This is a genomic window from Desulfuromonas sp. (assembly GCA_002869615.1).
In the GTDB taxonomy this organism is placed as follows: Bacteria; Desulfobacterota; Desulfuromonadia; order Desulfuromonadales; family UBA2294; genus BM707.
Genome location: PKUH01000002.1, coordinates 1 through 4223, shown reverse-complemented (window position 1 = coordinate 4223; position 4223 = coordinate 1). Strand labels below are relative to the sequence as shown.

The following is a 4223-nucleotide window of genomic DNA, read 5'->3' as shown; positions in this document are numbered from 1 at the left end:
CGAAGCGGAGACGGTTCTGCAGGCGTTGGCAGATCGGGCATTGCTGGTCGATATGGAAGTCGATGGCCGGATGGAATATGTGCTGCCGCCGCCAATGGCCGGGTTCTTCGAGTTTGCCCTGATGCGGACGCGTGATGATCTCGATCAGAAGCTTCTCTCCGAACTGTATGAACAATATATTACCGTCGAGGAGGATTTTATTAAAGCTCTGTTTGTCACCGGCAAAACACAGCTTGGACGGGTTTTTGTTCAGGAGCCGGTCCTGACCGGTGAACAGGCATTGCATGTTCTCGATTTTGAACGGGCGACCGAAGTTATCGAGTCGGCGCGAGAAATAGGCGTCGGCATGTGTTACTGCCGGCACAAGAAGCAGCATCAGGGAACTGCCTGCGATGCCGAAATGGACATCTGCATGACGTTTAATACGGTGGCCGAATCGCTCAATCGACATGACGTGACCCGCCGGATCGACAAGGTGGAATGCCTGGAGTTGCTGCACAAGGCCTGGGAACAAAACCTTGTTCAGTTCGGTGAGAATGTGCAAAAGGGAGTCAACTTCATCTGCAATTGCTGCCCGTGTTGCTGCGAAGCGATGCTCGCAGCCCAGCGCTTCGGCCTGATGCATCCGGTCCATACCAGTCAATATCTGGCCGAGGTCGATGCTTCCTGTACCGGTTGCGGCCGTTGCATTCCGGTCTGCCCGGTCAAGGTGATCTCGCTGGATAGTGATGGTGAAAACGGATTCGGCAGGAAAAAGGCGGTCATTGCTCATGACCTCTGCCTCGGTTGCGGTGTTTGCGTTCGCAATTGTCCGCGTGGCTCGCTATCGATGGTCGGGCGTGCCAGGAAGGTCATTACTCCGGTCAATTCTACCCATAAAGCTGTTTTGTTGGCGATTGAGCGTGGCAAGCTTCAGAATTTGATTTTTGACAACCAGGTCCTGTTCAGCCACCGGGCCCTGGCGGCGGTGCTCGGGGTGATTCTCAAGCTTCCGCCAGTCAAGCAGATTCTGGCCAGCGAGCAGGTCGGTTCGCGATATATCGGTGCTTTGTGTGGACGTTAGGACGCAGTTTCAGGAGAGGTCGGTTTGCCGAACAATCATATGAAAACAGTCTGTGCTGTCACCTTTTTCATCCTGATTGCCCTGTTCTCAACCGGATGTGAAAGGCATAAGGAGCCTGTAAAGGTCGGCTTTATTGGTTGTCTGACCGGTCGATCAATCGGTCTTGGCGCCGCCGGGCGCGACGGTTTTTTACTGGCTGTGGAAGAGGTTAATGCCGCCGGTGGTTTGTCGGGGCATCAACTTGAACCGATAATTGTCGATACCGGGCTTGATCCTGAAAAAGCAAAGCGCGCCGCATCGAAATTGGTTGCGGAACAGGTTGCTTTTGCTGTCGGTCCGATGACAAGCCAAATAGCCGTATCCATTGTGCCGATCATGAATGATGCGAAAATCCCACTGGTCAGCCCGACGGTCAGTACCAATAAACTGATCGGGATTGATGATTATTTTTTTCGGGTTTATTACGCCAATTCGCAAGCAGCGGCCGCTATGGCCGGGCATGTCAGCAACCTCGGGCTGGAAAAGATAGCAGTTTTGTATGATGTTGAAAATCGGGCTTACACCGAAGATTGGCTCAGGGTCTTTTCAGAGGATTTTGCCGATGATCGCCACTCGGTTATTCCTGTCCCATTCAAAACCGCCAGTGCTGTTTTGTTTTATGAACTTGTCAAGTCGCTACTCGATGATTCACCGGATGGTCTGCTGATACTTGCTAATTCAATCGATACGGCCTTGATCTGCCAGCAGGCTGCAAAACTCGACTTGAATATCCCGAAGTACGCGACCGGTTGGTCTTTCAGCGGCAAACTGATTACCTATGGTGGAGACAGCGTTGAAGGCCTGACCGTTGTCCAGAGTGTTGATTTTCACAAGAAGAGAAAAGAGGTCGGACATTTCCTGAAAGCGCATCGCACCAGATTTTTCGACGATCCGACTTTTCCTGCGGCTCATGCTTATGATGCGACCCATCTTGCATTGCGAGCGTTAAAGAAGAAACTGCAGGGTGAGGAGATGAAAAAGGCCATGCTGGGAATACATGATTTCCCCGGGGTTCTGCAGGACTTTTCGCTTGATCAGTACGGCGATGTAGTCAATCCACCGATTTTTTTCAGGAAGATTGACCGGTCGGTTTTTGAGTCGTTGTAGGAATGCCGGGCTGGATCAGGTAGCAGGTCGGCCCGCAACAGCAGCGAAACGTAATCCAGTTCCGGTTCGTTTGTTTATATGCGGATTGCTCTATGAGAAAAGTTTTTCGATCAGTTCATGGTATTTGCGTTCGATGACGTGCCGTTTCTTCTTCAGGGTGTTGGTTAGTTCTTCACCCGGCGTGAATTCCTTGTCGAGGAAGCGGAGATTCATCAGCCGTTCATGGGTTTTGAACCCGTCTTTCGGATGGAGCAGTTTATTGATTTCCTGCCGGGTCCTGTCGACCAGACCCTGATCCTGAATCAATTCGTCGTCATTCTCCTTTGAACGCTGCAGTTTCTCACGCGCAAACTCCTTGAGCTTGTCAAAATCAGGAACGATTAATGCCGCCAAGCCTTTACGGTCCTGCCCGACCAGGACAGCATCCTTGACGAAGGGGAGCATCGTAATCGCTCCTTCGATGCGCGAAGGGTCAATGTTTTCACCGCTGGCCAAAACGATGATCTCCTTGGCTCGGCCGGTGAGCAGCAGTTCATTACTGATGGTCATCTTCCCGAGGTCACCTGTTTTCAGGAAACCGTCGGTGGTAAAGGTCTTGGCGTTTTCAACGTCATTATTATAATAGCCGGGCATGACCTGCGGCCCTTTGACCTGGATTTCTCCTTCGACGCCGGCCGGAAGCGGCTGGTTATGTTCATCGGCAATGCGTATTTCCGTGCCCGGCAGGGCCGGACCGAGAGTGCCGAAAATCTCGCAGTTGAGTCCGCGCGCCGCGATCGCCGGGGCGCATTCGGTCATGCCGTAGGCATTGACAATCCGGATGCCCAGAGCGTCGATCCATTCGTCGAGATATTTCGGCAGGCTGCCGCCGCCGCTGACGGCGAGACGGAGTTGGCCGCCGAATCTCTCCTGAACGAGGATGAACTTCTTTTGTGCAATCCGGTAGGGGATCGCGAGCAACACAAGCTTGACAACTGCCAGGAATTTACACGGCAAGGTGTTGAGGATGTAGTCTTTGCGGAAGCGGGGCAGCTGGTTCTTGAGCAGTCGACGGTTGCGCCGATAGGCTGCTGAGGCCTTGAGCAGGAGACGGAACAGGCGGGCTTTGCCCGCCCCTTTTTCCTCAATGGCGGCATTGATTCTGGAGTAGAGCGCTTCCCAGAGACGCGGCACCGAGCAGACCAGGGTTGGTTTGTAATACTGGAGGTCCTCGGCAAAAGTTTTCACCGACGAGTAGACAGTACATCCGCCGCTGGCGATCGCCATGTACTCGGCCGCCCGTTCAAAAATATGCCAGGTCGGCATAACCGAAAGCCAGTAGTCGTCCGGCTCAAGATTGACGATAAGCGGGATTTTCTCGACGTTGTACATGACGTTGCGATGGGTCAGCATGACCCCTTTCGGATTGCCGGTGGTTCCCGAGGTGTAGATCAGGGTGAAGATGTCGTCGGACTCAAGTTTTTCGCCATGTCTTTCAAACTCCTCGATATCTTCGGGGGTGATGGTCCGGTCTTTCATCAACTCGTTGTAGGTGTAGAGATTGCTGAAAAGCTTGTGACCCCTTTCACCCTCGATGAGAAAAATGTTGCGTAGTTTCGTCTGCGAAAACAGTTCGCTATGTTTATCGAGCAGGCTCCGGGTTTCGACAACCAGATAGTCGCAGCCGGAATGGTCGATAATGTAGTCGAGTTCGCGGGTCGGTGTGTCGCTGCCGCGGGGAACGCTGATTGCGCCAAGGGCAAGCAGGGCAAAGTCGGTGACGATCCAGGCGTAGCGGTTGTCGGAGAGCAGGAGGACTTTGCTCCCCTTGCCGACCTTCTTGTCAGCAAACGCCCGGGAGAGCAGGAGAACATCTTCGTAGAATTTACGGTAGGTGACGACCTGTTCGTCGCCTCCGATCCGGTAGATGAACGCATCGTTGTTCGGCCGGCGCCGGTTGGCACGTAGCAGAATATCGTGCAGTGTCCGTAATTCCCTCGTTTCCGGCATCTTCTCTCCTTTGAGAATCTTTTTT

The 4223-nt window shown here is 53.2% G+C and carries 3 protein-coding genes; 2 read left to right on the top strand and 1 reads right to left on the bottom strand.

Features of this window, described 5'->3' with window-relative positions; translation table 11 throughout:
- Positions 1 to 1063, top strand: a 1063-nt coding sequence (locus tag C0623_00595) for a (Fe-S)-binding protein (protein PLY03743.1), incomplete at its 5' end; no start/stop codon positions are given.
- A gap of 24 nt (positions 1064 to 1087) precedes the next feature.
- On the top strand, positions 1088 to 2209 hold the full coding sequence (locus C0623_00590) for a hypothetical protein (protein ID PLY03742.1): 1122 nt from the start codon (positions 1088 to 1090) through the stop codon (positions 2207 to 2209).
- A gap of 90 nt (positions 2210 to 2299) precedes the next feature.
- Here the strand turns inward: C0623_00590 and C0623_00585 are convergent, their stop codons facing one another.
- Positions 2300 to 4198 carry a long-chain fatty acid--CoA ligase gene (locus tag C0623_00585; protein ID PLY03744.1) on the bottom strand — a complete coding sequence of 633 codons (1899 nt, stop codon included), beginning with the start codon at positions 4196 to 4198 and terminating at the stop codon, positions 2300 to 2302.
- Between the last annotated feature and the right edge of the window lie 25 nt (positions 4199 to 4223).

Coding starts and splice junctions, on each gene's coding strand:
- C0623_00585 (PLY03744.1), bottom strand. CDS start 4,198: ATGCCGGAAACGAGGGAATTACGGACACTGCACGATATTCTGCTACGT.